25 protein-coding genes are annotated in these 24826 nt (G+C 68.9%); 14 read left to right on the top strand and 11 right to left on the bottom strand.

All coding sequences use genetic code 11. From position 1 onward, the window contains the following. Positions 1-28 precede the first annotated feature (28 nt). The gene (locus ON38_RS30860) at positions 29-943 is read right to left on the bottom strand and encodes a LysR family transcriptional regulator (protein ID WP_245564424.1); all 915 of its coding nucleotides are present in this window, start codon (positions 941-943) and stop codon (positions 29-31) included. A gap of 140 nt (positions 944-1083) precedes the next feature. Between ON38_RS30860 and ON38_RS30855 the strand changes: the two genes are divergently transcribed. Genes ON38_RS30855 through ON38_RS30835 form a run of 5 tightly spaced genes read left to right on the top strand, consistent with a single transcriptional unit; the run spans position 1084 to position 5872 of the window. Beyond that, complete coding sequence (locus ON38_RS30855) at positions 1084-2484, top strand: MFS transporter (RefSeq protein WP_039828634.1); 1401 nt, start codon at positions 1084-1086, stop codon at positions 2482-2484. After that, on the top strand, positions 2481-3227 hold the full coding sequence (locus ON38_RS30850) for a 3-hydroxybutyrate dehydrogenase (RefSeq protein WP_039828632.1): 747 nt from the start codon (positions 2481-2483) through the stop codon (positions 3225-3227). The genes ON38_RS30855 and ON38_RS30850 overlap by 4 nt, the downstream gene beginning before the upstream one ends. Before the next feature lie 39 nt (positions 3228-3266). Continuing rightward, the gene (locus tag ON38_RS30845; protein WP_039828630.1) at positions 3267-5255 is read left to right on the top strand and encodes an acetoacetate--CoA ligase; all 1989 of its coding nucleotides are present in this window, start codon (positions 3267-3269) and stop codon (positions 5253-5255) included. 38 nt (positions 5256-5293) lie between these two features. Further along, complete coding sequence (locus tag ON38_RS30840) at positions 5294-5512, top strand: hypervirulence associated TUDOR domain-containing protein (RefSeq protein WP_039828629.1); 219 nt, start codon at positions 5294-5296, stop codon at positions 5510-5512. Positions 5513-5530: 18 nt separating this feature from the next. After that, complete coding sequence (locus ON38_RS30835; RefSeq protein WP_039828690.1) at positions 5531-5872, top strand: DUF3140 domain-containing protein; 342 nt, start codon at positions 5531-5533, stop codon at positions 5870-5872. A 77-nt stretch (positions 5873-5949) separates the two neighbouring features. Here ON38_RS30835 and ON38_RS30830 read toward each other — a convergent pair whose 3' ends face one another. Next, the gene (locus ON38_RS30830; protein ID WP_039828628.1) at positions 5950-6519 is read right to left on the bottom strand and encodes a YceI family protein; all 570 of its coding nucleotides are present in this window, start codon (positions 6517-6519) and stop codon (positions 5950-5952) included. Positions 6520-6608: 89 nt separating this feature from the next. Here ON38_RS30830 and ON38_RS30825 point away from each other — a divergent pair, with 89 nt between their 5' ends. Beyond that, a complete protein-coding gene (locus tag ON38_RS30825; protein ID WP_039828627.1) occupies positions 6609-7079 on the top strand; it encodes a MarR family winged helix-turn-helix transcriptional regulator in 471 nt (156 codons plus the stop codon). A gap of 157 nt (positions 7080-7236) precedes the next feature. Here ON38_RS30825 and ON38_RS30820 read toward each other — a convergent pair whose 3' ends face one another. The 4 genes from ON38_RS30820 to ON38_RS30810 all read right to left on the bottom strand — a co-directional run bounded on the left by ON38_RS30820 (position 7237) and on the right by ON38_RS30810 (position 10312). Beyond that, positions 7237-8187 carry an AraC family transcriptional regulator gene (locus ON38_RS30820; protein ID WP_039828626.1) on the bottom strand — a complete coding sequence of 317 codons (951 nt, stop codon included), beginning with the start codon at positions 8185-8187 and terminating at the stop codon, positions 7237-7239. 229 nt (positions 8188-8416) lie between these two features. Next, entirely contained in the window at positions 8417-8596 is a 180-nt protein-coding gene (locus ON38_RS36520) for a hypothetical protein (protein WP_157182015.1), read from the bottom strand. Positions 8597-8750: 154 nt separating this feature from the next. After that, entirely contained in the window at positions 8751-9173 is a 423-nt protein-coding gene (locus tag ON38_RS30815; RefSeq protein ID WP_039828689.1) for an Hsp20/alpha crystallin family protein, read from the bottom strand. A 416-nt stretch (positions 9174-9589) separates the two neighbouring features. Continuing rightward, positions 9590-10312, bottom strand: coding sequence for a GNAT family N-acetyltransferase (locus ON38_RS30810; protein ID WP_218000870.1), 723 nt, complete (start codon positions 10310-10312; stop codon positions 9590-9592). 147 nt (positions 10313-10459) lie between these two features. Here ON38_RS30810 and ON38_RS30805 point away from each other — a divergent pair, with 147 nt between their 5' ends. From ON38_RS30805 to ON38_RS30785, 5 genes are all read left to right on the top strand, one after another. Next, entirely contained in the window at positions 10460-11776 is a 1317-nt protein-coding gene (locus tag ON38_RS30805; RefSeq protein ID WP_039828687.1) for a ferredoxin reductase family protein, read from the top strand. A 210-nt stretch (positions 11777-11986) separates the two neighbouring features. After that, positions 11987-13522 carry an ABC transporter substrate-binding protein gene (locus ON38_RS30800; RefSeq protein WP_039828625.1) on the top strand — a complete coding sequence of 512 codons (1536 nt, stop codon included), beginning with the start codon at positions 11987-11989 and terminating at the stop codon, positions 13520-13522. Beyond that, positions 13519-14448, top strand: a complete 930-nt coding sequence (locus tag ON38_RS30795) for an ABC transporter permease (RefSeq protein WP_039828624.1) — start codon at positions 13519-13521, stop codon at positions 14446-14448. Before ON38_RS30800 ends, ON38_RS30795 begins: the two co-directional genes overlap by 4 nt. Continuing rightward, positions 14445-15248 carry an ABC transporter permease gene (locus tag ON38_RS30790; protein WP_039828686.1) on the top strand — a complete coding sequence of 268 codons (804 nt, stop codon included), beginning with the start codon at positions 14445-14447 and terminating at the stop codon, positions 15246-15248. Before ON38_RS30795 ends, ON38_RS30790 begins: the two co-directional genes overlap by 4 nt. Beyond that, positions 15245-16690, top strand: a complete 1446-nt coding sequence (locus tag ON38_RS30785) for an ABC transporter ATP-binding protein (RefSeq protein ID WP_051165505.1) — start codon at positions 15245-15247, stop codon at positions 16688-16690. Before ON38_RS30790 ends, ON38_RS30785 begins: the two co-directional genes overlap by 4 nt. A 165-nt stretch (positions 16691-16855) precedes the next feature. Here the strand turns inward: ON38_RS30785 and ON38_RS30780 are convergent, their stop codons facing one another. The 3 genes from ON38_RS30780 to ON38_RS30770 form a co-directional block, all read right to left on the bottom strand. After that, positions 16856-18319 carry an aldehyde dehydrogenase family protein gene (locus ON38_RS30780; protein ID WP_039828623.1) on the bottom strand — a complete coding sequence of 488 codons (1464 nt, stop codon included), beginning with the start codon at positions 18317-18319 and terminating at the stop codon, positions 16856-16858. A 138-nt stretch (positions 18320-18457) separates the two neighbouring features. Next, the gene (locus ON38_RS30775) at positions 18458-19639 is read right to left on the bottom strand and encodes a 4-hydroxybenzoate 3-monooxygenase (RefSeq protein WP_039828622.1); all 1182 of its coding nucleotides are present in this window, start codon (positions 19637-19639) and stop codon (positions 18458-18460) included. Further along, entirely contained in the window at positions 19636-20877 is a 1242-nt protein-coding gene (locus tag ON38_RS30770) for an MFS transporter (protein ID WP_083873235.1), read from the bottom strand. The genes ON38_RS30775 and ON38_RS30770 overlap by 4 nt, the downstream gene beginning before the upstream one ends. Before the next feature lie 124 nt (positions 20878-21001). On the opposite strand from ON38_RS30770, the gene ON38_RS30765 reads away from it, so the two are divergent. Beyond that, complete coding sequence (locus ON38_RS30765; RefSeq protein WP_039828621.1) at positions 21002-21910, top strand: LysR family transcriptional regulator; 909 nt, start codon at positions 21002-21004, stop codon at positions 21908-21910. Positions 21911-21935: 25 nt separating this feature from the next. On the opposite strand, the gene ON38_RS30760 is transcribed toward ON38_RS30765, so the two are convergent. Both ON38_RS30760 and ON38_RS30755 read right to left on the bottom strand, forming a co-directional pair. Further along, entirely contained in the window at positions 21936-22592 is a 657-nt protein-coding gene (locus ON38_RS30760; RefSeq protein WP_039828620.1) for a CoA transferase subunit B, read from the bottom strand. Next, positions 22589-23335 carry a CoA transferase subunit A gene (locus ON38_RS30755; protein ID WP_039828680.1) on the bottom strand — a complete coding sequence of 249 codons (747 nt, stop codon included), beginning with the start codon at positions 23333-23335 and terminating at the stop codon, positions 22589-22591. Before ON38_RS30755 ends, ON38_RS30760 begins: the two co-directional genes overlap by 4 nt. Before the next feature lie 148 nt (positions 23336-23483). On the opposite strand from ON38_RS30755, the gene pcaH reads away from it, so the two are divergent. Both pcaH and pcaG read left to right on the top strand, forming a co-directional pair. Continuing rightward, positions 23484-24206 (top strand): protocatechuate 3,4-dioxygenase subunit beta, encoded by a 723-nt coding sequence (gene pcaH, locus ON38_RS30750; RefSeq protein ID WP_039828619.1) that lies wholly within the window; start codon positions 23484-23486, stop codon positions 24204-24206. Then, positions 24199-24825 carry a protocatechuate 3,4-dioxygenase subunit alpha gene (pcaG, locus tag ON38_RS30745; protein WP_039828618.1) on the top strand — a complete coding sequence of 209 codons (627 nt, stop codon included), beginning with the start codon at positions 24199-24201 and terminating at the stop codon, positions 24823-24825. The genes pcaH and pcaG overlap by 8 nt, the downstream gene beginning before the upstream one ends. Position 24826 lies beyond the last annotated feature (1 nt).

The following is a 24826-nucleotide window of genomic DNA, read 5'->3' as shown; positions in this document are numbered from 1 at the left end:
CGCCGCGGGAGATTCGGACCGCCGGCGTTCACCCGGAGCCGAGGAGCGTATCGCGCTGGTCGTCGATCACGGACCGGATGGCGGCGACCACCGCGGCGACTTCCGGCCGACGCAGGGTCTCGGTGCGGGCCACCAGCCAGTAACCGAGGGTCACCGCGACCGAATCGGCCAGGACGCGCACCAGGTCCGGATGTCGGTCGGCCATGAAACAGGGCAGCAGGCCCAGTCCGGCGGACGCGCGGGTCGCCTCCACGTGCACGAAGACATTGGTGGAGGTGACCGATTCGCGCATGGTCGGGACATAGCCGGAGGCCAGGTCCAGATCGTCGACCTGGAGCATGGAATCGATGAAGTACACGAGTGGGTACCGGCCGAGGTCGTCGATCGTCGCCGGGGCACCGTGTTCGCGCAGGTACGCGCGCGACCCGTAAAGGGCCAGTCGGTAGTCGGCCAGATGCGTCGCCGTGGCGCGGCGCACCTGCGGTTCGCCGACGACGATCTCCAGATCGAGTCCGGAGCGCTGCTGTGACGCCCGCCTGGTGGTCGCCACGAGCTCGACCGCGATATCCGGATGCCGCCGGCGCACCGCCGCCGCGGCGGGGGCGGCGATATAGGCGCTGAAGCCGTCGGTCGCCGACAGCCGGACAACGCCTTTCAGCACCCGGTTCCCGCCCGCGTCCGCGGCGAGGGATTTCACCGCCGACTCCACCGCCTCGGCCGCGGCCAGGGCTTCTCTGCCGAGGTCGGTCAGTTCCCAGCCGCCGGTGACCCGCGTGAGCACCCGTCCGCCGAGAGTCTGCTCGAGCGCGGCGATCCGGCGGGAGATGGTGGTGTGGTTGAGACCTAGTTGCTCGGCCGCGGTCACGAATCGCCCCGAGCGACCGACGGCCAGTAATACGAGAAGATCGTCCGCGCTCGGACGACCCGGGAAGGCCGCGCTCATATCTGCATTTTCGCACATCCGCGCTGCAGTAATGGTCATTGCCAGCCCCTCGTTCTGCACCAATACTCGATGCAGCCGAAAAATGTGGGGCCCGTCACACCGGTAGGGCGATGTGGCCCCGGGCACGAAGGAGAAGTGCGATGAGGGAGCACAGCGCCGGACCCGACCCGGCGGTATCGAAGAACGCCGGGTCCCGGGGAACGACCGCCGGTCTGCGGCGCGTGGTGGCCGCGTCGATGGCCGGCACAGTCGTGGAGTGGTACGAATTCTTTCTCTACGGCACCGCCGCGACACTGGTGTTCAGCAAAGTGTTCTTCGCGGCGGGCACCAGCGACCTGGACGCGATCCTGGCCGCGTTCGTCACCTACGCGGTCGGATTCGCGGCCCGCCCGCTGGGCGGCGTGGTCTTCGGGCACTACGGCGACAAATACGGTCGCAAGAAACTGCTCCAGTTCAGCCTCGTCCTGGTCGGTGGCGCCACCTTCCTGATGGGCTGCCTGCCGACCTTCGGCCAGATCGGTTACTGGGCCCCGGCCCTGCTGGTGGCGTTGCGCTTCATCCAGGGTTTCGCGGTCGGCGGCGAATGGGGCGGCGCGGTGCTGCTGGTCGCCGAGCACAGTCCGAGTCGCAGTCGCGGCTTCTGGGCGAGTTGGCCGCAGGCCGGCGTACCCGCGGGCAATCTGCTGGCCACGGTCGTCCTGCTGGTACTGACCACGACGTTGTCCGACGAGGCGTTCCTGGGCTGGGGCTGGCGGGTCGCGTTCTGGCTGTCGGCGGTGGTGGTGCTGGTGGGGTACTACATCCGCACGAAGATCACCGACGCGCCCATCTTCGTGGCCGCGCAGCAGGAGGCCGAGGAGATCAAGGCCACCTCGCTGAGCGTCGTCGAGGTGCTGCGCCGCTACCCGCGCGGCGTACTCACCGCGATGGGGCTGCGGTTCGGCGAGAACATCATGTACTACCTGGTCGTCACCTTCACCATCACCTACCTGAAGGTCGAGGTGCACGCCGACACCTCGGTGATCCTGTGGTGGCTGCTCGCCGCACATGCCGTGCACTTCGTGGCAGTTCCGCTGGTGGGCAGGCTGTCCGATCGCATCGGCCGCCGGCCCGTCTACCTGATCGGCACGCTGACCGCGGCCACCTGGGGCTTCTTCGCCTTCCCGATGATGGACAGCGGTAACAATCTGATCATCGTGTCCGCCATCATCATCGGACTGGTCTTCCACGCCTTCATGTACGCCGGGCAGCCCGCCATCATGGCCGAGATGTTCCCCACCCGCATGCGCTATTCCGGGGTGTCCCTGGGCTATCAGGTGACCTCGATCGTCGCCGGTTCGCTCGCGCCTATCATCGCGGTCCGGCTGCTCGATACCTACGGGTCCGCGGTACCGATCGCCTGGTACCTGGCGGGCGCGGCGGCCGTCAGCACGGTCGCTGTCCTGGTCGCACGCGAGACGAAGGGGCTCGACCTGGAGAGCATCGATCGCGCCGACGCCGAAAGCCTGGCTCCGCGCGGCGCCGAGGTGGCCGCGCGATGAGCGACCTGGTCGGGCGCAGCGCCCTGGTCACCGGCGGCGCGAGCGGTATCGGCGCGGCATGCGCCCGGGCGCTCGCGGCGCGCGGCGCCACGGTGACGGTGGCCGATATCGACGCCGCGGGCGCCGCGGCCGTGGCCGGAGAACTCGGCGGCGAGTCGTGGGCGGTGGATCTGCTCGACGTCGCGGCGCTGGAGGAACTGGAACTGGACGTCGACATCCTGGTGAACAACGCCGGGGTACAGCACATCTCCCCCATCGAGGAGTTCGCGCCGCGGCGATTCCGCGACCTGCTGACCCTGATGGTCGAGGCACCGTTCCTGCTGGTGCGCGCGGCCCTGCCACATATGTACCGGCAGGGCTGGGGGCGGATCGTCAATATCTCCTCGGTGCACGGTCTGCGCGCCTCCCCCTACAAGGTGGCCTACGTGACGGCCAAACACGGGTTGGAGGGGTTGTCCAAGGTGACCGCGCTGGAGGGCGGCCCGCACGGTGTGACGAGCAACTGCGTCAATCCCGGCTATGTGCGCACTCCCCTGGTCGACGAACAGATAGCGGGTCAGGCCGCGGCGCACGGCATCCCCGAACAGGAAGTGCTGGAGAAGGTCCTGCTCACCGAGAGCGCGATCAAACGTCTCGTCGAACCCGACGAGGTCGCCGCGCTGGTGGGCTGGCTCGCCACCCCGGAAGCCGGGATGGTCACCGGCGCGGCGTACACGATGGACGGCGGCTGGAGCGCGCGATGAGGGCGCGCTCCGGCCGGCCGGTCCGGTAGGAGAACTAGGATGCGACCACTGTGGGTGCCGACCGAACAGGACCTCGCCGAGGCCACCCTCACCGACTTCGCGCGATTCGTCGCGGAACGCACAGGTGCGGACACCGGCGACTATCACGCCCTGTGGCGATGGTCGGTCACGGATATCGAGGGATTCTGGCACGCGCTCTGGGATTATTTCGCCCTCGGTGAGATCGCGGGCGAAGTGCTGGCGGACGCGCGGATGCCGGGCGCGCGCTGGTTTCCCGGGACCCGGCTCAACTATGTCGACCAGGTGATCCGCCGGGCGCGCGCCGATCGGCCCGCGATCAGAGCGGTCGGTGAGGACGCCGCGGTCCGCGATATCTCATGGGCCGAACTGCTCGACCACACCGCCGCGCTGGCCCGGACGCTGCGCGCGCTGGGCGTCCGGGCCGGCGATCGGGTGGCCGGATATCTGCCGAACATCCCGGAAACGATCGTCGCGTTCCTGGCCACGGCTGCTATCGGCGCGATCTGGAGCGCCTGCGGGCAGGATTACTCGCCGAAGGCCGCGCTGGACCGGCTCGGGCAACTCGAACCCACCGTCCTGATCACCGCCGACGGTTACCGGTTCGGCGGCCGGGCGCACGATAAACGCGCCGATATCGCCGCGGTGCGCGCGGGCCTGGATTCGGTTCGCGACACCATCGTGGTCGCTCGGCTCGGTTCGCCGCTGCCGGATACGCTCTCGTGGGACGACGCGATCGGCGGTGCCGAGTTCGCGCCGCGCGATATCGCCACGGAGCAGGTGGATTTCGAACATCCGCTGTGGATCGTGTTCTCGTCCGGCACGACCGGCCCACCCAAGGGTATCGTCCACGGCCACGGGGGCGTGCTACTGGAGCACCTCAAAGCCGTGGTGCTGCAATCAGATATCGGCCCCGGCGATACGTTCTTCTGGTACACCAGCCCGAGCTGGATGATGTGGAATTTCCAGGTGGCGGGCCTGCTGGCCGGGGCGACCGTGGTCACCTACGAGGGCAGTCCCACCGCTCCGGCTCCGGACGCGCTGTGGCGGATCGCCGCCGACGTCGGCGCCACCGTCCTGGGTATCAGCCCCGGCTACGCGCTGGCCTGCATCAAGGCGGGCTCGGTACCGCGCACCGATCACGATCTGTCGGCGCTGCACACCGTCGGCGTGACCGGTTCCGCGCTACCGGCAGCTTCGGCGCGGTGGCTGAGCGAAAATGCCGGTGAACACGTCCGTATCTCCTCGATCAGCGGCGGCACCGACGTGGTCTCGGCGTTCCTCGGCGGCACGCGGACCGTTCCGGTATGGCCGGGCGAACTGTCGGCGCCCTATCTCGGTGTCGCGCTGGACGCCTACGATCCGGCCGGACGGCCGGTGCGTGGTGAGGTGGGCGAACTCGTGATCACCGCGCCGATGCCGTCGATGCCGGTCCGCTTCTGGCGCGACCCGGACGGCGCGCGCTATCGCGAGGCGTATTTCGATACATTTCCGGGGGTCTGGCGGCACGGGGACTGGATCACCGTCACCGAACGCCACAGCGTCGTCGTGCACGGCCGCTCCGATTCCACCCTCAACCGGCACGGTATCCGGATGGGTAGCGCCGATATCTACCAGGCGGTCGAACGGCTACCGGATATCGCCGAGGCGCTGGTGGTCGGCGTCGAACAATCCGACGGCGGTTACTGGATGCCGTTGTTCGTGGTCCCGGCCCCGGGCGCCGAACTCACCGACGAACTCGAGGCCCGAATCGCCGCCACCATCCGCAGCGAGGTCTCGCCCCGGCATGTGCCCGACGAGATCATCGTCGCTCCCGGTATTCCACACACCCGCACCGGCAAGAAACTGGAGGTGCCGATCAAGAAGCTGTTCCAGGGCGCCGACCCGGCCCGCGTCGTGGATCCCAGTGCGGTGGACCGCCCGGATCTGCTCGATTGGTACCGCACGATCCGGCCCGGCGGCCGCCGGGACCCGGGGAGCGGCCGGTTTCCCACTCCGTCCCCCGGGTAAGGCGGGCGCAGGGGGCCTGATCAGGACAGGAGGCAGCCTTGAGCAAGAAATCCTTCCGCACAGGCGACAAAGTCGAATGGAACAGTCACGGCAGCACCGCCGAAGGTGAGGTCGAAGAGGTCATCACCGACGACACCGAGGCGGCCGGCCGCACGGTCCGCGCCTCCGAGGAGGACCCGCAGTATCGGGTGCGCAGCGAGAAGAGCGGCCGCGATGCCGTCCACAAACCCGACGCACTGCGCCCGCGGGGCGACTGATACCCGGAGGTGACGGTCGTGCCGGAGGACAACGAGAGAACTCGCGCGCGGTTCCGCGACACCGTCAATATGACGGCCGCGGAACTACGGCGCTGGCTCGAAACCGACGAGTCCAAAGCGGTCGGGCAGAAGCCGACGGGTGGTGGCGAATCGACCGGCCACTCCAGTGGGCGCCGCATCGTCGAACTACTCGAGAAGAAGACAAAGGACCTCACCGACGACGACTACGCCCATATGCGCAAGGTCGTCGGATATGCCCACCGTCACCTGGAACAACGCCCCACCGGCGATACCGGGCACAGCAGATGGCGGTATTCACTGATGAATTGGGGCCACGACCCGGAGAAGGCCGACGGATAGGGCGGGTCCAAGCCGTCGCGGTGGAGGCGTGGATACGCCCCACCGCGCTGTGCTCATACACCGGCGCCCGGCGGTGGTCAGTTCGCCGCGGCGTCCTGCTTGATCGCCGAGACCTCGAACTCCAGGACAACCTTGTCGGCGACCAGCACACCACCGGTTTCCAGGGCCGCGTTCCAGGTGATGCCGAAATCCTTGCGGTTGATGGTGGCCGAGCCTTCGAAACCGACCCGGACATTGCCGAACGGATCGGTGGCCTGACCTTCGAAAGTGAAGGGGATGGTCACCGATCGGGTGATGCCCTTGATGGTGAGGTCACCGGTGACGTCGAACGCGTCCGGCCCGGTCGGCGTGATCGCCGTGGTCCGGAAGGTGATCTCGGGGTATTCGTCGAGGCCCAGGAAGTCGAGTCCGCGCAGATGCTTGTCGCGGTCGGCATTGCGGGTGTCGATACTGGCCACCTGGATCGTGACCTCACCCGACGAATTGGCCGGATTCTCGCCGTCGAAGTACGCGCTGCCGGTGAACTCGTTGAACGCGCCGCGCACCTTGGTCACCATCGCGTGCCTGGTGACGAATCCGACCCGGGTGTGGGTCGGGTCCAGTACGTAGGTGCCGCTCAGCTCGTTGACGTTCGTCGCGGTCGTCATCCTGTGCCTCCGAGTCGTTGTTGTTGATGTGTCATATAAAGACTGCGCCTTGATTGGTGATATGTCAACTACTGCGTTACGCTGGACTTATGACCGAGACGCGATGGCTCGACGAGCGCGAGCGCCGGGCCTGGCGCGGCTACCTGACAATGCATGCCCGATTGGTCGCCCACCTGCACCGGCAGCTACAGCAGGACTCGGGGCTGTCGCTGGCCGACTTCGACGTCCTCGTCCAGCTGACCGACCGGCCCGAACCACGGATGCGGGTGGGCGAGTTGGGGCAGGCCCTGCAATGGGAGAAGAGCCGGCTGTCCCACCACCTGGGCCGGATGCAGCGGCGCGGGCTGGTCCTGCGCGAGGACTGCCCCGACGATGCCCGCGGCGCCTACATCGTGCTCACCGAGCAGGGTCGCACCGCGATCGAACAGGCCGCGCCGCGACATGTCGACACCGTGCGCGAACTGGTCTTCGACGCACTCAGCGAGGATCAAGTGGACGCCCTGGCCGCCATCGCCGGCCGAATCCTCGACAAACTCGACGACACGGACCAGAACCGATGACCCCCCGTTCGCCGGTAGCCCCCGCGGCGTAGGCAGGACGCCGAACCTCCGGCGCATCATTCGGCGAGCACGGCGCCCGGCAACCGGCGACGGAATTCGGGGAACGGGCGCCCGCGAACATCACCCGGGTGCGGCGCCACGCCGTCTCCGGGTCATCTCAGTTGTGGTGGCGCAGCACCTCGGAGGGGGTCCTGCCGTAACAGCGGTGGTAGGCGGTGGCGAAGCGTCCGGGATGGGCGAAGCCCCACGCACGGGCGACGGTGGCGACGGTCTGTCCGTCGCCGGGGACCGCCGCGAGGAGTTGTTCGTGCGCGCCCGCCAGCCGTAGCCGCCGCAGGTAGCGCAGCGGAGTGGTACCGAGGTGGCGGCGGAAGGCCGATTGCAGGGCGCGCGGGGTGACGAAGGCCGCCGCCGCGACCGCCGCGACGGTGATGTCCTCGCGCACATGCGATTCCAGGTAGGCGATGGCGCGGCGCACCGTGTCGGGATGGGCGTCACGGCGGTCGGCTGCGCCCGGCGCGGTGACCGCCGTGGTGGGCACTGTGGCCAGTACGGTCGCGGCCAGATAGTCGGTGGCGGTGGCGATCAGCAATGGGTTGCCCGCCGTGGCCGGGTCGGCGGCGAGGTGCCTCAGGTGCGCGACCGCCTCGGCGAGCCGGCGGGTGGCGGCCGGAGTGCCCGGCCCGGGCGCAATGATCCGCACCGGCGCCCCGTCCGCGCCGGCGGCCAAGCGGTCCAGCAGCGCGGAATCGAACAGCGTGAGGTCGTAACGGCCGGCGCGGACGGACCCCGAGGCCGCGTTCCCGTTCCCACCGAGCACGCCGATCCGGCCGGGCGTGAGCTCTTCGGTTCCGCCGCGGGGACCGCTGTATTCGATCAGCCCGGCGTGCACGCTCGCCACACACACTGCGCCGGACCGCTCGGTGGCGTAGGACAGGTCGAACCCGAGCGCGACCCGGTCCAGCGTGACGGGGCCGAGAACATCACGGCGCAGGCCCACCGTCGTGTGCCGGGGCGCGGAATGGCCGATCAACACCCCGGGGTACGCGGTGCGCAGATATGCCTCGATCTCACCGAGGTCTTCGCTGTGGAACACCGGATAGCGCACCGCCTCGGATTTCTTTCGGGGCCCTCGCCCGCCGGTGAGCGGACACCGATCGGCGCACCAGCGATACCGGGGAAGGGCGGGGAAAACGAACTCGGGTAATCAGGGGGATCGATCCGGCACAGGTCGTCCGGTCCCCCGCGGAGATCCGTTCGCGCGGGGGACCGGACGACCTGGGGGGCGTCCGCAGCGCGGACTTGCGGCGGCAGGTCCCACCTCCGGCCGGCAGCGGTCAGGCCGCCCGGCGGGATCGGGGCATCGGGACGCCGTCCATGATCTCGGTCCACCAGCTCTGGAGCGGGCTGGGGTCGGGCCATTGCACGTCGACGGTGTGCGGGGCGAGCCGGGCCGGCGCCGACTCGCCGGTGGTGGCCGTCCCGGTGGTCACGGAAGCGGCAGCAGTAGCGGTCATAGCAATGTTCCTGGCTGGTATGCGGGTGCCTTCTCGGTAGCAGGGGATGGAGCCCGGCGCGGTCACCGGCCGGGCCCCACCGTCGCAAGGAGTAGATGCGTTGCGGCGGCCGCGCCCTTTCGCACGCACCGGCACGACCGCCGCGGCCGGGCCGTCAGGCGGTGATGGCCTGACGTTCCCCGTCGTGGCGCGCGACCTCGATCTTGCGTGGTTTGGCCTTCTCCGAGACCGGGATCACCAACCGCAGTACGCCGTCGCGGTAGTCGGCCCGGATGGCCTCGGTATCGAGGTTCTCGCCGAGGAACAGCTGCCGGCTGAAGACGCCGCGGGTACGTTCGGCCGCGATCATCGACCGGTTCGAGTTCAGCTCCGGTCGTGACGCGCGCACCGTCACCACATTGCGTTCGACATCCAGGTCCAGAGAATCCGGGTCGATGCCCGGCAGGTCGAGTTCCACGAAGAACTCGTCACCTTCCCGCCAGGCGTCCATCGGCATCACTGCCGGCCGGGCAGGCGTACCGAACACCTGCTGGGTCAAGCGGTCCAGGTCGCGGAAGGGGTCGGTGCGCATCAGCATGGTCGCCACCTCCAGTTCACTCCAATCATTACCGAAGGAAACTGAGATTATCTGTGTCATCTGACAGAGATAATTTTTAGCACTCTCCACAGGAGAGTGCAAGTGGTGTCGGTAGAAAATATGACGCATAGAACAGTCGAAGCCTGCCGCCGTCCCGCCGGTGCGCGGACGATCGCCGCGCGCGCTCGACGCCTCGGGAGACGACACTGTCGACCACGGCACCGGTGCACTGCGCGGGGACCGGATCGTGCCGTCGCGCGTCGGCTGCACCACCTACGCCCTGGCCATCGGCGGCTCGGTGTTTCCGCTTGACGCGTGCGGGGCGCACAACGCGAAAGCGAGCTCGCCGATTCAGCGAGGAGCTCCCCGATCCGGCGACCACGCGCGAGCGGTCCCGAGCGTCGGGGCGAACGAAGCTAGGGGATGCGATACCCGCGGAATGTCACGGATACGCGGGTCCGGAAACCGAGGCGTTCGTAGAGGTCGATCGCGCCCGTATTCCCCTCGGCCACATGCAGGAAAGGCCGTTCCCCGCGGGCCTCGATACGGGCGGCGAGGGCACGCACCAGGTGGGCCGCATGGCCCTGCCCGCGCGCCTCGGGAGCGGTACAGACGGCGCTGATCTCGGTCCACCCCGGTGGCCGGAGCCGTTCACCGGCCATGGCCACCAGCCGGCCGTGGTGGCGGATACCGAGGTAGGTGCCGAGTTCCCGGGTGCGCGGCCGGAACGGGCCGGGCCGGGTGCGCGCGACGAGGTCGAGCATTTCGGGCACATTGTCCGCACCCAGTTCGACTGCCCCGCCATCGGACGTCGGCGCCGCCGGGTCGGCGCCGGAAAAGATCATCTGCCGGCCCGCGAGGGTGAAGACCTCTTCCCACTCCGCGGGCGGCGGGGCCGCGCAACTGAACATATCGGCGAGTTCACCCGGCCCGAGCAGCCGGGCGAGATCGCTCCAATCCCGTGGATCCGGGTCGCTACCGACCGCGGCGAAGGTCGCGACTTCGGGGAGATAGGTGACGGCTCGGCCGACCCGCCGGGCCAGATGCGCATGGTGCCCGCGCAGCGATTCACCCACCGGATCGTCCAGCACGGCGGTGTCCGGGGCCACCGCGGTACCGCATATCTCGTCGTTCGCCACCTGCCGAGTATGCCGGGGCGCTCATCACGACCGCCGGGTGCCCGGACACGCAGAGAGCCACGAGACCCGGATCGGTGCCCGGATGGGGCTAGCGTGGGTTCGCGTGCCGGCCCGGCACAGCGGAACGCCCTTCGGCAGGAGGTAGCGGTGTCTGTGGTGGTTCGGGGGATCGGATGGATTGCGCTGTACGTGGCGGTGGCGGTGGTGCCGCTGGTATTCGCGGTGATCGGTCCCATCGAGGGCGGCCGGGGATTCTGGGTGGAGTTCTCGGTGGCGCTGGGCTTCGTGGGAATGTCGATGCTCGGCGCACAGTTCGCCTTGGTCGCCCGATTCCGGGCCGTCGCGGCGCCCTTCGGCGAGGACGCGCTGGTGCAATTCCACCGCCAGATCTCCTATGTGGCACTGGCATTCGTTCTCGCCCACCCGATCCTGCTCCAGCTCGGCGGTGTCGACATCGTGGCGCTGCTGAACCTCGTCGAGGCGCCGTGGCGAGCCCGGTGCGCGGTGGCTTCCACCGTGCTGCTGCTGATCGTGGTGGCGACCTCGGTGTGGCGGCGGCGCCTGCGGATCCGCTACGAGGTGTGGCAACTGGCACACGGCGTGCTGTCGGTGGCGGTGGTGGCCCTGGCGCTCGCTCATATGCTGCTGGTGGGCTACTACCTCGACGCCGCCTGGAAGGCGTGGCTGTGGACGGTGATGACCCTGGCGCTGGTCGGGCTGCTGATGTGGGTGCGCGTCGTCGCACCGATCCGGCGACTGCGGCGACCGTGGCGCGTCGAGCAGAACACCGCCGAACGGGGCGATGCGCGGACTCTGACGCTGGCCCCCGTCGACCACGACGGCCTGCGGTTCCGGCCGGGGCAGTTCGGATGGCTGACCGTCGGCCGCTCCCCCTTCGCCGTCTCCGCGCACCCCTTCTCGTTCTCCTCCAGCGCAGCAGATCACAGCCGCGTCCGGATCACCATCAAGGCGCTCGGCGACTTCACCTCCACCATCGGCGACATCGCCGTCGGCACCCGCGCCTTCCTCGACGGGCCGCACGGCGTGTTCACACCGGATCGCCACGAAGGCCCGGGTTTCGTGCTGATCGCGGGCGGCGTCGGCATCACCCCGATGATCTCGATTCTGCGTACCATGACCGACCGCGGCGACCGTCGGCCGTTCCTCCTCGTCTACGCCGTCCGGACCATGGACGAGCAGACCTTCGACGACGAGATCCGCGCCTGCGCCCGGCGCCTGGATCTCACCGTGGTGCCGGTCCCCGAGAACCCGCCACCGGAGTGGCACGGCGAGAGCGGGTTCGTCGACCGCGGCCTGCTCCAGCGTCACCTTCCCGATCGGTACCGGCACCGGCAGTACTTCATTTGCGGACCCGCACCCATGGTCACCGCCACCGAGGACGCTCTGGCCGCCCTGGATGTACCGGCCGATCGCATCCACACCGAACGTTTCACCTTCGTCTGATCCGGAGACCGACTGTGCGACATACCTACACGACCCGTGCCGTATGGGCGATCACCGTCGTCCTGCTCGCCGCCTGCGTCTGGTTCGCGCTCGCGCTCGCCTGAGACCGCTCCGGCCGGCCGAAGCTGTTGTCCAGTCGGGGATGGCGCGATAACCTCAATCGAGTTAGCGGAGGCTAACCTTCGATAGGGCGAGCGGACGAGGTCGGGTATGGATATCAACAGGCGCCGACTGTTCCGGGCGGGTCTCGGTCTGAGTGCGATGGTGGCGATCGCCGCGTGCGGGAATGGTTCTCCGGGTTCGAGTGAAGGCGCCGATGGCCCGCCCAGACGGGGTGGGACTCTGCGTGTCGGCGCGCTCGGCACATCCTCCAAGATCGAGCGCGACCCGCACGCCACCTTGAGCAACGACAGCGATTTCTTGATCATGTCATTGCTCTACGATCCGTTGACCGTGCCCGGCGCCGACCCCAATGTGGCGCCGCGCCTCGCGACGCGATGGGAGTCCGACGCCGCCCAGCGGAACTGGACCTTCACTCTCGCCGAAGGCGCGACTTTCCACGACGGACGGCCGGTCACCTCGGCGGACGCGGTGTGGTCGCTGCGCCGGCTGCGTGAGATCGCCGGGGAGACGAAGGTGCCGGTGTCCGCGGCGTCCGATATCCGGCCCGCAGGTCCGAATTCCGTGGTGCTGACCTGCGCCGCGCCGAACAGTCAACTGCCGCTGCTGCTGCGGATGATGACCTTCGTGGTGCCCGAGGGCACCACCGATTTCACCAGGGGGGTGGGCAGCGGGCCGTTCCGGCTCGACTCCTTCGATCACGGCAATGCGCGGCTGGTGCGTAACGAGACATGGCACGGCGGCCCGCCGCTGCTCGACGCCATCGAGGTCACCCTGTTCGAGAGTCCGGAGTCGATGTCGAACGCGATCATGGCCGGTCAGATCGATCTGGCCTCCAGCGTCGGCGCGGTGGCCGGGCGCACGGCGGAACGCCGAGGTGATCTGAAGGTGGTCCGGCGGCCCGACGATGTGGCGGTGGCGATCGCGATGCGTACTTCCGATGGGCCGTTCGCCGATCCGCGGGTACGCGAAGCGCTGCGTCTCATCGTCGATCGCGACGCGATGGTGGCCCAGGTCCTGTCGGGTTACGGCACGGTCGCCAACGATGTTCTCGGTACCGCGGATCCGAGCTTCGATACCACCCTTCCGCAGCGGACCCGCGATCTCGACCGGGCGAAGACGCTGTTGACGGAGGCGAAGTTCGACACCTCGAAGACCTACGAACTGGTGACCAAACAGGAGGCCGCCGGCGAAGTCGAGTCCGCCCGGGTCTTCGCCGCCCAGGCCGGAGACGCCGGCCTGAAGATCGAGGTCGTGGTGCAGGAGGCCAACGACTTCTACGACCGGACCTGGCTGCGGGCGCCGCTCTACACGGTCAACTGGGGCACCAATGATTCGGTAATGTTCTTCGCCAGCAAGGTCATGACGTCACAAACTGCTTGGAACGAAACCCATTTCGAGGACCCCGCCTTCGACAAGGCCTACGCCCGGGCCCTGGCCGCCCCCGGCGGTACCGAGTTCCGCGAAGCGAGCCGGGAGATCCAGCAGATCCAGTACGACCGCGGCGGATACATCGTGTGGGGTATGGCCGACGGTATCGATATCGCCGCCGACTCGGTGCAGGGACTGCCCGACCTCGGCGGATACGGCCGGGTGCAGCTCGAACGCGCGTGGTTGTCGAGTTGAGGAAGGTCGCCGGCCCGGTGGCGCGCCGGGTCGCTCTGCTGGTCGTCCTGCTGGCCCTGGTCTTCGTGGTGGTCGATCTGCTGCCCGGCAATGCCGCGCGCGCCGTTCTCGGACGGGACGCGGATGCGGACCGAATCGCCGCCAAAGAACACGAGCTGGGGCTCGACCGTCCGCTGCCGGAGCGGTTCTGGTCCTGGTTCACCGGTGCGGTGACGGGCGATTTCGGTACCACCGCTCACGGACAGTCGGTGAACGAGCTACTCGCCGAGAACTTTCCGCAGACGCTGCTCCTGGCCTCGATCGCCATGCTGGTCACCGTGATGGTCGCGCTGCTGTGCGGAATGTGGTGGGCGGCGCGACCTTCCGGTCTCGCGGCCCGCGTCCTGTCACCGGGAACGGCCTTCGTCACCGCGATCCCGGAATTCGTCGTGGCGACCGTTCTGGTGCTGGTGTTCTCACTGTGGCTCGGTGTCCTGCCCTCGGTGACCTTCACCGATCGGTCGGGATATCCGGCGAGCGCGGAAATGCTGGTGCTGCCGGTCGCCGCGCTGGCGATACCGCAGGCGGCCTGGAACGCGCGCGTCGTGCGGGGCGCGGTCCTCGACGCCGCGACGGCACCCCATGTCGAAAACGCACTGTTGAACGGATTGCCGGAGCGGACGGTCCTGCTCCGGCATGTGCTTCCGTTCGCGCTCCCGGCCATCGCGGCGTCCTTCGCCACCTCTGTGGGCACCCTGTTCGGCGGCGCCCTCGTCGTGGAGACGATATTCAACTACCCGGGTGTGGGGGCGCTGATCGCCGGTTCTGTCGCCGACCGCGATACCGCCCTGGTCGCCGCGATCGTGGCGCTGACCGGCGCCACGATCATGGGCGTCCTGCTCGCGGCCGACGGCGTCCGCCTGTGGGCGAACCGGGGCCGGCGATGACGCCCGTACTCACTCGCCGCCGCGTCCTGATCGCTGTATCCCCCGCGGTCCTGATCGCCGTGGTCGCGGTGGCCGGTCCCTTCCTCGCTCCGCATCCGGTCGACCATCCCGTGGGCATCGCGTTCGAAAAGCCCGGCGGCGGTGCCTGGCTGGGCGGCGACCGCCTCGGCCGGGATGTCACCAGCCAGCTGCTGCACGGCGGCTGGGGGTTGCTGGTGCTCGCCGCGATCATCGCCGGGCTGGTCACCACCTGCGCGGCCGTCCTGGGCTCGACGGCCGCGCTCCACCCGCGGGCCGGCGCGTGGATCGAACGCGCCGCGGACCTGTGCATGCTGCTGCCGCCGGTGCTGGCGATTCTGCTGTTCATGCTGTCCTGGCCCGAATCCGGTACCGCGGGCCTCATCACCGTCGCGGTGGTGGCGGGAACCCCGTATTCGGCGCGCGTGTTCGCCGCGGCCGCGAGTGGTGTCGCCCGTGCCGGTTTCGTCGAGGCCGCCCGGGCACGCGGAGAACGACTGGGCTACCTGGTGTTGCGCGAACTGCTACCGAATCTGCGTCACACACTGCTCACTCAGCTCGGTTTACGGTTCGTGGAGGCCATCTACATCGTGAGCACGGTGTCGTTTCTGCAGCTGCCCACCTCGCTGGGCGCCGCCAACTGGGCGGTGATGGTCCGGGAGAATGCGCCGGGGATCCTGCTCAATCCGGCAGCGGTGCTGGCTCCGAGTCTGGCCATCGGCCTGCTGGCGGTGAGCGTCAACACCGCCGTGGCCGCCTTCGCCGAGGAGCGGCCGTCATGAACGGCGGCGTAGTCGTCGACGAACTGGCGATCCACGCACTGTCCGGCGCCGAACTACTGGCACCGGTAACGCTGCGGGTACCGCCGGGCACGGTGGCCGCGCTGACCGGCCCCTCCGGTACCGGCAAGACCACGCTCATGCGGGCTCTGCTCGGGCATCTGGCCCACGGCGCCACCCGCACGGGGGGTACCGTGCACGTCGCGGGTCAGGATGTCTTCGCCCTGGGTCCCGCCGAGCGGCAGTACTTCCGGCGCCGCAATATCGCGTTCGTCGATCAGGACCCCGGCGCCGCGCTCAATCCCGCCATGCGCGTGCGCACCCTGCTCGAAGAAGCCGCGGCCCGGCCGAGCGACAGCACAATCCGGGCCGCCCTCGCCCGGGTGGACCTGCCCGAATCATTCCTGCACCGGCGACCGGGCGAACTGTCGGGCGGCGAACAGCGGCGCGTGGCACTCGCGATCGCACTCGTACGCGAGGTGGGTGTCCTGGTCGCCGACGAACCCCTCGCCGGGCTCCACGGAGACCTGCGCAATGCGATCGCCGAGCTGCTGCGCTCGCTGGCCACCGACGACAAGATCGCGCTGGTGGTGTCCGGGCACAACACCGAGATCCTGCACCGGCTCGCCGACGAGGTCGTCGAACTGGGCGAACCACGCACCACCCTGGCCCGGATCGCCACCCGCGCCGCGGACCCGCCGGCCATCGGGCCGCCCGCGCTGGAAGCCACCGCGATCTGCGCGACCGCCGGGCGCACCCACCTGCTCCGTGCCGTGGATCTCACGATCCCGGCCGGCGGATCGGTGGCGCTGACCGGCCCGTCCGGGGCCGGGAAGACCACCCTGGCGCGGGTGCTGACCGGAATACATACCGAGGCCGCCGGCACCCTCGTGGTCGACGGCCGGGCTCTGTCCGTCGGCCGGGCCCGCCGACACCGCCGCGACCGGCGCCGCGTTCAGTTGATCCCGCAGAACCCACTGTCCACGCTGAACCCGAAACACACCGTGTTGCAGGCGCTGTCGCGACCACTACGCCTGAACGGGATCACCGGCCGGGCCGAGATCGCCGAGCGCGCGGCCGGTCTGCTGCGCAGCGTCGACCTCGAACCCGATCTGCTGCACCGCTACCCCGGCGCGCTGTCCGGCGGTCAGCGCCAGCGCGTCGCCATCGCGCGCGCACTCGGCGCCGAACCCGACATCCTCATCTGCGACGAGATCACCTCCGCACTCGACGACGGGACCGCCCGCTCGATCATGGAGCTGATCGAGCGCACCCGGCACGCCCGCGGTATCGGCACCCTCGTCATCAGCCACGATATGGCCGTGGTCGCCGCCTACTGCCCGCAGATCGTGGTACTCGGCAATGGCGCCGTCGTCGAGCAGGGCCGCACCGCCGACGTGCTGTCCGCCCCGCGCGCACCGGAGACCATGGCCCTGCTCGCCTGAAACCACCCGGCGCCGGGTACGGCCGCGAGCCTTCGGCCCCGGAGCGCGAGACCGTGGCGGCTGCGCGTCGCCCGGGGATCCGAACCCGGTCGGCGCCGGGTACGGACGATCCGAACCCGATGGACGCCGCCTCCGAACGGAGCCGTAGCCGGCCCGTACAGTCGGTCAGAACGGGTACCGCTGGATCTCGGATTGCACAGTGATCCACTGGGTTTCGGTGAAGGTATCGAGGTTGGCGGTCGGCCCGCCGAACCGGCCGCCGACTCCGGAGGCCTTCAGGCCACCGAACGGGATCGGCGCCTCGTCGTCCACGGTCTGATCGTTGATGTGTACGGCGCCCGAGACGATCCGGTCGGCGAGTTCATAGGCCCTGAAGGCGTCGCCGGTGAGGATGCCCACGGACAGGCCGTATTCGGAGGCGTTGATGATATCCACGGCTTCCTCGACCGTGTCGTAGACCAGCACCGGCGCCACCGGGCCGAAGATCTCCTCGGTCCAGGCGGGGTTGCCGGGGGTGAGGCCGGTGAGCACGGTCGGCCGGTAGAACAGATCCGTGAACTGCCCGCCCGCGGCCACCGTGGCCCCGGCCTCGACCGCGGCGGTGACCAGTCCGTGGACCCGGTCGCGCTGGCCGGCATCGATGATCGGGCCCAGCGCATTGCCCGGGTCGGTGGGATCGCCCACCGGAATGTGCTGCGCTTTGTCCGCCAGGGCGGCCACGTACTCCTCGGCGATGGACCGGTGTACGAGGTGCCGGCCGGTGGTCATGCAGATCTGCCCTTGGTGCAGGAACGATCCCCAGGCACCCGCCGACGCGGCCGCCTGCACATCCGCATCGGGCAGCACCAGCAGCGCATTGTTGCCGCCCAGCTCGAGGTGGAGTTTCTTGAGCAGCGGCCCGGCCGCCGCGGCGATCCGGCGCCCGGCCACCGTGGATCCGGTGAACGACAGGCAGGGGATCCGCGGGTGCTCGACCATGGCCGCACCCAGTTCACCACCACCGGGCAGCACGTGCAGCACCCCGGCGGGCAACCCCGCGTCCCGCAGCAGTTCGGCCAGGGCCAGCCCACCCGATATCGAGGTACGCGGATCCGGTTTGAGGATCACCGCGTTGCCCAGGGCCAGCGCCGGTGCGACCGACCGCATCGACAGGATGGCGGGGAAGTTGAACGGCGAGATCACGCCGACGATCCCCACCGGAATGCGGCGGGCCACCGACAGGCGCGGTTTACCGGAACGCAGCATCTCCCCGTACGGGTGCGCGGCCAGGGCCGCGGACTCCTGCAGTTCGCTTTTCACCAGGCCGACCTCGAAGGCCGCCTTGCCCTGCCCCGAACCGGCCTCGGCGACCAGCCAGGAACCGAGCCGGTCCGGGTTCTCGCCGAGCAATTGCGCCGCGCGCAGCAGCACCGCCACCCGCTCGTCGTAGGTGCGGGCGGCCCAGGCCTGTTGCGCCGCCGTCGCCGAGCGCACCGCCGTCTCCAGTTCGGCGGCCCCCGCCGCACCCACCGTGTCGAGCACCGCGCCGGTGGCGGGCGAGATCACGGTGATGGTGCGGGAGACGGAGCGGAAGGTGCCGTCGAACAGTGCGTCGTGCCAGGCGGTGGTGGCCGGATCGGTGGTGGTCATGGGTAGCTCCTGGAGTGCGGTGTGGTGCGTAGGAGATGGTGGCCGCGCGGACGAGTATCCCGCCGCCCACACCGGCTGTGGGCGTTTACGCCGACTTCGCGCGGCCGCGGTGGCCGACCGGCGGCCCTGCTGTGGCGGTCAGGCCGCCTGCTGCCATCCGGTATAGGCCTCCGCCAGGTATGCGGCGCCGTGCCGAGAACCGGTGACCGATGCCAATTCGCCGCGTTGCCGGGCGATATCGAACGGTGACGCTCCCTCGACCGAGTGCAGCATGGTGGTCATCCAGTAGGAGAAGTGCTGGGCCTTCCACACCCGGTCGAGAGCCCGGTCGGTGTAGCGGTCGAGGGCCTCCTCCCCCGCACCGGCGAGGAAATCGGTGATCGCCTCGTGCAGTACGCGGACATCGGCGAGGGCCAGATTGAGCCCTTTGGCGCCGGTCGGCGGTACGGTATGCGCGGCGTCGCCGGCGAGCAGCAACCGGCCGTAGCGCATCGGCGCGGTGACGAAGGAGCGGAACGGCAGCACCATCTTCGCGCTGATCGGCCCCTCCTGGATCGCGAAACCGTTCCCGTTGACCCGGCGACGCATCTCCGCCCAGATCCGGTCGTCGTCCCAGTCCTCGGGCCGTTCGCCGGGCGCGCACTGGAAATACATCCGCTGCATGGTGGGCGTGCGCTGGCTCACCAGCGCGAAGCCGTGTTCGGACTGGGCATAGATCAGTTCCGGATGCGAGGGCGGCGCCTCGGCGAGGAAGCCGAACCAGGCGAACGGGTATTCGCGGAACCATTCACCGCGGGTCCCGGCCGGGAAGGCTTTGCGGCAGATGGATCGGGAGCCGTCGGAACCGACCACCAGGTCCGCGTCGATCCGACCGGGGCGGCCGTCGGAATCGAGGAAGGTCACCACGGGCCGTACGCCGGAGGTGTCGACCGCGGTCTCGGCGACGCCGTAGCGCACATCGCCCCCGTCGGCCTCGCGCCGGGCCGCCAGGTCGACGAAGACATCGTTCTGCGGATACAGCCAGACCGATTCGCCGACCAGTTCCTGGAAGTCGATGCGGTGGTTCTCACCGCCGAACCGGAACACCACGCCGTCGTGCCGGTCACCCTCGGTGATCACCCGGTCGGACACCCCGGTGTCGACCAGGGTGCGCACCGATCCCGCTTCGAGGATGCCGGCGCGGATGGTGGTGGCAATATCCTGCCGGCTGCGAATATCGAGGACCACCGAGTCGATTCCGGATCGGTGCAGCAGATGGGAGAGCAGCAGTCCGGCCGGGCCCGCCCCGACGATCGCTACCCGGGTCCGAGTGGTGGTCACAGTGCGTACTCCTTCGTATCGCCGGATGCGGTGGTGGGTGCCGGGGCCGGGGTTTCCGTTTGCCGCGCGGCCAGGCGCGGAACCGTCGCCAGCGCGAGCAACCCGATCGCGGCGACCACCGCGAAGAAGTAGAAGCCCCACGGATGGGCGGAACCGGCCACGATGAGCGCGCCGGTGATACTCGGCCCGAAGATGGCGCCGAGGCGGCCCACCGCGGAGGCGAGACCGAGCGCGGTGGCGCGGACCTCGGCCGGATAGGCCTGGGTGACGTAGGCGTAGACGAGCACCTGGGCAGAGAAGACGAAGATACCGGTTACCAGCACCAGGGCATTGAGCAGGACCGTGTTCGGCACCTTGATGCTCAGCAGGGCGAGCAGTACCGCGGCCGCGCCGAACCAGACCAGAATGGTCGGCTTGGTGCCGCGCCGGTCGGCCAGGGTCCCCGCCACGATCAGGCCGATGATGGCGCCGATGTTCAGCACCAGCAGCAGGGTCAGCGAGGTGGACATGTTGTATCCGGCGTCGCGCATCAGTTTCGGCAGCCAGGTGTTGAGTCCGTAGACCAGCAGCAGTCCCATGAACGAGCCGACCCACACGCCGAGAGTGGTGCGTAGGTACTTCGGCTGCAGGACCACGGTGGGGCCGACGCGTTCGGTCTTGCTCTGGACCGCCAGATAGGCATCGGATTCGGGCAGCTTCCACCACATGAGCGGCAGCAGCAGGAAACCGGCGATACCGCCCACATAGAAGAGGATCTCCCAGTTCGGCACGAGCCACAGCGCGAACAGCGAGGCCAGGACCGCGCCGAAGTGGTAGCCGGTCATGGTGAAGGTGCTGGCGAAGGCGCGGCGCGAGGCGGGCATGTGTTCGGCCATGAAGGTGAGCGCGGTCGGCATACAGGCGCCGAGTCCGAGGCCCGCGAGCAACCGGAAGGCAGCGAACACCGCGACCGATCCGGCCCACGGGACCGCCACGGTGAACACCGAGAACAGGGTGATCGACGCGAGCAGGACCGAGCGGCGGCCGTAGCGGTCGGCGAGCGGACCGACTCCGGCGGCGCCGATGGCGACGCCGACCAGGGAGATGGTCGCGGCGAAGGTCGCGCCCGAGGCGGTGAACCCGGCGTGGTTCTCGTCGATCAGTGTCGGAATGACCGCGCCGAGGACGACGAGGTCGTATCCGTCGAGAAGCACGGTGAGCCAGCACAGCGCGGCCGGCCACGACAGCAGTTTGTTCATGATGGGGGTTCTCTTCTGATCTTCGGGTCGGACGACGCGACCCGGTCTGTGACGGCACTCACGCTAAGCTCCGCTTCATCAGAAATCCAATAGATGATTTTCTGAAGTGGAATAGAGGAGATCTATGACATCCGATGTGGACCTCAACCTGGTCCGGACATTCGTCCTGCTCTACGAGACGCGCAGCGTCACGGCCGCGGCCGATCTGCTGGGCGTCACACAGCCGACCGTGAGCTACGGACTGGGCAAATTGCGTAGGCGGCTCGACGACGAGCTGTTCGTCCGCGGGCCCGGCGGCCTCGTGCCGACCTCGGAATCCGAACGGCTGTACCCGCCGCTGCGTGCCGCACTCGCGGAGGTCACCGAAACGCTGGGCGCGACCACGGACTTCGATCCGGGGCGGCCCACCCGCTTCACCCTCGGGCTCTCGGATCTGGGTGAGGTGACGGTGCTCCCACTGGTCCTGGCCGAACTGGCGGCCCAGGCGCCACGGGCGGGCCTGCGGATCCAGGCGTTCGACCTGGACACCGCGACCGATCGGCTCGCCCGTGGCGAGATGGACGCCATCGTGGCCAGCCCGGTCCTCGATTCGCCCCGGCTGCGGCGTACGCCGCTGTTCACCGAGGGATACGCGGGCATGGTCGCCGCCGACCATCCGCGGCTGCGCACCGGCACACCGGCCCACGAAGAACTCGAGCGCGAACGGCATGTGGTGGTGGACGGCGGCAGCGGTCATCTGGGGCCGCGCCGGGCGCTGGTCGAACAGAGGCTGGAAAGCCGCATCGCGGTCCGGGTCACCCGGTTCGCGACACTTCCGTACGTGGTGCAGGACAGCGAGCTCGTCGCCATCGTCCCGGAACGAGTCGCGCGCGCACTGGCCCGGACCCATGCCGTGCGGATCTTCGCGCTGCCCTGGTCCATCGAACCGGTCGAGGTGGCCGCCTACACCCGGCACGCGCCCGGGCGGAGCGCCGCGCAGCGTTTCTTCCTGGAGGTGATCCGGACGGCCATGGACAAACTGCCGGCCCTGTGAACAGGCCGAAAGCACGACATCGCCTTCAGCCGACCCGCTCGGCCAGTGCGTCGTCGATCTCGACGGCCGCGCCCGTGGCCGCCCGGACCTCGGCGACGGTCACACCGGGAGCGGTTTCCACCAGCACCAACCCGTGCTCGGTCACATCGAGCACGGCCATATCGGTGATGATCCGGTCCACACAGCCCAGACCGGTCAGCGGCAGGGTGCACTCGTCCAGGATCTTGGGCTCCCCGGACCGGGAGACATGGTCCATCATCACGATCACCCGCCGGGCGCCGTGCACCAGATCCATGGCGCCGCCCATTCCCTTGACCATCTTGCCCGGAATCATCCAGTTGGCCAGATCGCCGCGAGCACTGACCTGCATGGCGCCCAGTACCGCCACGTCGACCTGACCGCCCCGGATCATGCCGAAGGACTGCGCGGAATCGAAGAACGAGGCGCCGGGCCGCACGGTGATGGTTTCCTTGCCGGCATTGATCAGCTCGGGATCCAGTTCGTCCTCGGTGGGATAGGGGCCCACTCCGAGAACACCGTTCTCCGAATGCAGCACGACGGTGATGTCATCGGGCAGATAGTTGGGCACCAGCGTCGGCATGCCGATGCCGAGATTGACGTACTGGCCGTCTTCTAGTTCGGCGGCGACCCGGGCCGCCATCTGTTCGCGGGTCAGCGTCATGCGCGCACCGTCCTGTTCTCGATACCTACTTCGACCTTGCCCACGGCTACGACCCGCTGGACCTGGATCCCCGGGGTGTGCACCCGGTCGGGGTCCAGTTCGCCGGGTTCCACCAGGTGCTCCACCTGGGCGATGGTGATACGGCCCGCGGCAGCCGCGGGCGGGTTGAAATTGCGAGCGCTGGCGCGATAGACGAGGTTGCCGTGCCGGTCGCCCTTCCAGGCGTGGACCAGCGCGTAGTCGGTGACAATCCCGCGCTCGAGGACATAGGTGACCCCGTCGAATACCCGGGTCTCCTTCGGCGGTGAGGCCACCGCGATCCCACCCGCGCCGTCGTAGCGCAGCGGCAGCCCGCCCTCGGCGACCTGGGTTCCGACACCGGCCGGGGTGAAGAAAGCCGGAATACCGGCACCTCCGGCCCGCATCCGCTCGGCGAGGGTGCCCTGCGGGGTGAGCTCGACCTCGAGTTCGCCGGCCAGGTACTGGCGGGCGAATTCCTCGTTGGCGCCGACATAGGAGCTGATGGTGCGGCGGATCCGGTGGGCCGCGAGCAGTACACCGAGACCGAAGCCGTTGGTGCCGCAGTTGTTGCTGACGACCTCCAGATCGGTGGCGCCCTGGTCGAGCAGCGCGTTGATCAGTATTTCCGGGATCCCGACCAGCCCGAATCCGCCGACGGCCAGGGAAGAGCCGTCGGGGATATCGGCGACCGCTTCGGCGGCTGTGGCAATGACTTTGTCCATCACGCGTTCCACAGTAACCAGAATTGTGCGGAATGTGAACTCATGTGCGTATAGTGAACTCTGCGCACGGTCATTGATCCGGTCCGAGCCGGGTCCTATGCTGTTCGCATCCCGTAGCAATGTCCACATCCCGAACGCGAGGTCGCGCATGCGCCAACTGCCCCCGCGGTACCGCGGTATCGACAAGGACGAGGAAGCCCCGCTCGACTTCGCCGATTACCGCACCACCGCCCTCCGCCACCCGAAGCAGCCGCTGATCCTGCTCCCCCAGCGACTCGGCGAACTCACCGGCCCGGCGCTCGGCGAGGGCCGTGTCACCGAGGCGGACGCCGACTTGACCCTGGCCCGCGGCGGCGAGGCGGTCGGGCAGCGCATCGTGGTCCACGGACGGGTACTCGACAGCGATCGCAAGCCGGTACCGAACACACTGGTCGAGGTCTGGCAGGCCAATGCCGCCGGGCGCTACCGGCACCAGGGCGACCAGTGGCCGGCCCCGCTGGACCCGCATTTCGACGGCGTCGGCCGGGTACTCACAGACAGCGACGGACACTACTCGTTCACCACCATCAAGCCGGGCGCCTACCCGTGGCGCAACCACCACAATGCGTGGCGCCCCGCCCATATCCATTTCTCGCTGTTCGGGCGCGCCTTCACCCAGCGCCTGGTGACCCAGATGTATTTTCCGGACGACCCGATGTTCTTCCAGGACCCGATCTACAACTCGGTTCCCGACGGCGCCCGCCAGCGCATGGTGAGCGTATTCGACTACGAGGCCACCACCGACAACTGGGCGCTGGGCTTCCGGTTCGACATCGTGCTGCGCGGCCGCGACGCGACCCCGTTCGAGGAGGACGACGACCACGATGACTGACACCGACTTCGCCCCCTGCTATCGGCAGACCCCCGGTGATTTCACCACGGCGGATTTCGGCCCCACGCCGTCGCAGACCGTCGGGCCGTTCCTCCATATCGGCCTACCCTGGCCGGACGGCCCCGATGTGGTCACTCCCGGCACGGACGGCGCCATCACCGTCACAGTGACGGTTAGTGATGGTGCCCGGACACCGATCACGGACGCGCTCGTAGAGATCTGGCAGGCCAACCGCGAGGGCGTATTCGAGCATCCGGACGACCCGCGCCCGCAAACCGACCCCGCCTTCCGCGGTTTCGGCCGGTGCCCCGCGGACGCGACCGGCACCGCCCGGTTCACCACGGTCAAGCCCGGCGCGCTCACCCTCGGCGACGAGGCCACCGAAGCACCGCACCTCAATGTGTCGATCTTCGCGCGCGGCATGCTCAACCGGCTCGTCACCCGGCTCTACTTCCCCGATGAGCAGTCCGCCAATGCCGCCGACCCGGTCCTGAGCGCGCTGCCGGAGGCCCGGCGGCACCGGTTGATCGCCACCGCCACGGCCGAGGGCTACCACCTCGACATCGTGGTCCAGGACGCCGATCCGGACGGCGCCGAAATGCCGTTCTTCCACTTCTAGG

It is taken from the genome of Nocardia testacea NBRC 100365, assembly GCF_000308775.1.
Lineage (GTDB): Bacteria > Actinomycetota > Actinomycetes > Mycobacteriales > Mycobacteriaceae > Nocardia > Nocardia testacea.
The sequence above is the reverse complement of the archived record's forward strand: the minus strand, read 5'-3'. Positions and strand labels throughout refer to the sequence as shown.

Bases quoted from the DNA above. Each gene is read 5' to 3' on its own strand.
- ON38_RS36520 (WP_157182015.1), bottom strand. From the start codon at position 8,596: ATGACCGCTACTGCTGCCGCTTCCGTGACCACCGGGACGGCCACCACC.
- ON38_RS30755 (WP_039828680.1), bottom strand. From the start codon at position 23,335: ATGGACAAAGTCATTGCCACAGCCGCCGAAGCGGTCGCCGATATCCCC.
- ON38_RS30765 (WP_039828621.1), top strand. From the start codon at position 21,002: ATGACATCCGATGTGGACCTCAACCTGGTCCGGACATTCGTCCTGCTC.
- ON38_RS30825 (WP_039828627.1), top strand. From the start codon at position 6,609: ATGACCGAGACGCGATGGCTCGACGAGCGCGAGCGCCGGGCCTGGCGC.
- ON38_RS30850 (WP_039828632.1), top strand. From the start codon at position 2,481: ATGAGCGACCTGGTCGGGCGCAGCGCCCTGGTCACCGGCGGCGCGAGC.
- ON38_RS30855 (WP_039828634.1), top strand. From the start codon at position 1,084: ATGAGGGAGCACAGCGCCGGACCCGACCCGGCGGTATCGAAGAACGCC.
- ON38_RS30860 (WP_245564424.1), bottom strand. From the start codon at position 943: ATGAGCGCGGCCTTCCCGGGTCGTCCGAGCGCGGACGATCTTCTCGTA.
- ON38_RS30790 (WP_039828686.1), top strand. From the start codon at position 14,445: ATGACGCCCGTACTCACTCGCCGCCGCGTCCTGATCGCTGTATCCCCC.
- ON38_RS30815 (WP_039828689.1), bottom strand. From the start codon at position 9,173: ATGCTGATGCGCACCGACCCCTTCCGCGACCTGGACCGCTTGACCCAG.
- ON38_RS30760 (WP_039828620.1), bottom strand. From the start codon at position 22,592: ATGACGCTGACCCGCGAACAGATGGCGGCCCGGGTCGCCGCCGAACTA.
- pcaH (WP_039828619.1), top strand. From the start codon at position 23,484: ATGCGCCAACTGCCCCCGCGGTACCGCGGTATCGACAAGGACGAGGAA.
- ON38_RS30785 (WP_051165505.1), top strand. From the start codon at position 15,245: ATGAACGGCGGCGTAGTCGTCGACGAACTGGCGATCCACGCACTGTCC.
- ON38_RS30800 (WP_039828625.1), top strand. From the start codon at position 11,987: ATGGATATCAACAGGCGCCGACTGTTCCGGGCGGGTCTCGGTCTGAGT.
- ON38_RS30830 (WP_039828628.1), bottom strand. From the start codon at position 6,519: ATGACGACCGCGACGAACGTCAACGAGCTGAGCGGCACCTACGTACTG.
- pcaG (WP_039828618.1), top strand. From the start codon at position 24,199: ATGACTGACACCGACTTCGCCCCCTGCTATCGGCAGACCCCCGGTGAT.
- ON38_RS30780 (WP_039828623.1), bottom strand. From the start codon at position 18,319: ATGACCACCACCGATCCGGCCACCACCGCCTGGCACGACGCACTGTTC.
- ON38_RS30845 (WP_039828630.1), top strand. From the start codon at position 3,267: ATGCGACCACTGTGGGTGCCGACCGAACAGGACCTCGCCGAGGCCACC.
- ON38_RS30770 (WP_083873235.1), bottom strand. From the start codon at position 20,877: ATGAACAAACTGCTGTCGTGGCCGGCCGCGCTGTGCTGGCTCACCGTG.